Annotated in this window: 1 protein-coding gene; it reads right to left on the bottom strand. The window is 56.0% G+C overall.

All coding sequences use genetic code 11. The features are described 5' to 3' along the window. Nucleotides 1-559, bottom strand: a 559-nt coding sequence (locus tag ACXJ5O_RS29360) for an extracellular solute-binding protein (protein WP_457302972.1), incomplete at both ends; no start/stop codon positions are given.

Below are 559 nucleotides of genomic sequence, written 5' to 3' on the forward strand. Positions count from 1 at the left end.
CGGCGGACATCCTCCTCGAGGAACTCCTTGGAATTTGGATTGGTGAGACCGGACTTGTAGCTGTCCACCATGTAGTTGAGTGCGTCGAGACCGCCGCCCGTCGCGAATACTGGCTTGCCGTCCTTGAGGAAACTGCCGCCATAGGCGCTGACCAGCGTGGTGTAATCGCAGATCGCGGCTTCAGCCTGAGACCAGCTCCACGCGATCGGCGTTGCAAGCAAGCCCTTGTCCTTGATGATCTTGGCCTGTTCGGCAAGTTCGGCCCAGGTTTTTGGAGGGGTCTTGATACCGGCCTTTTCCAGGATTTCCTTGTTGTAGAACAGATATTTCGTGTCGAGAATCCAGGGCATGCCATAGCGCTTGCCATCATATTCGACGGTGGTCCAGGCACCTGGAAGCACGCCCGATTTCATTTCCGGCGTAATCTTGTCGGTTACATCCACAAGGACCTTGTTGGTTGCATATTCGGCCGGCCAGATCACATCGAAGAGAACGACATCATAGCCGCCGCCCGAGCCTTGAGCGAGGACGGTCTTGTCGTGCAAGCCTTCATAGGGAA

The organism is Phyllobacterium sp. P5_D12 (assembly GCF_054049495.1).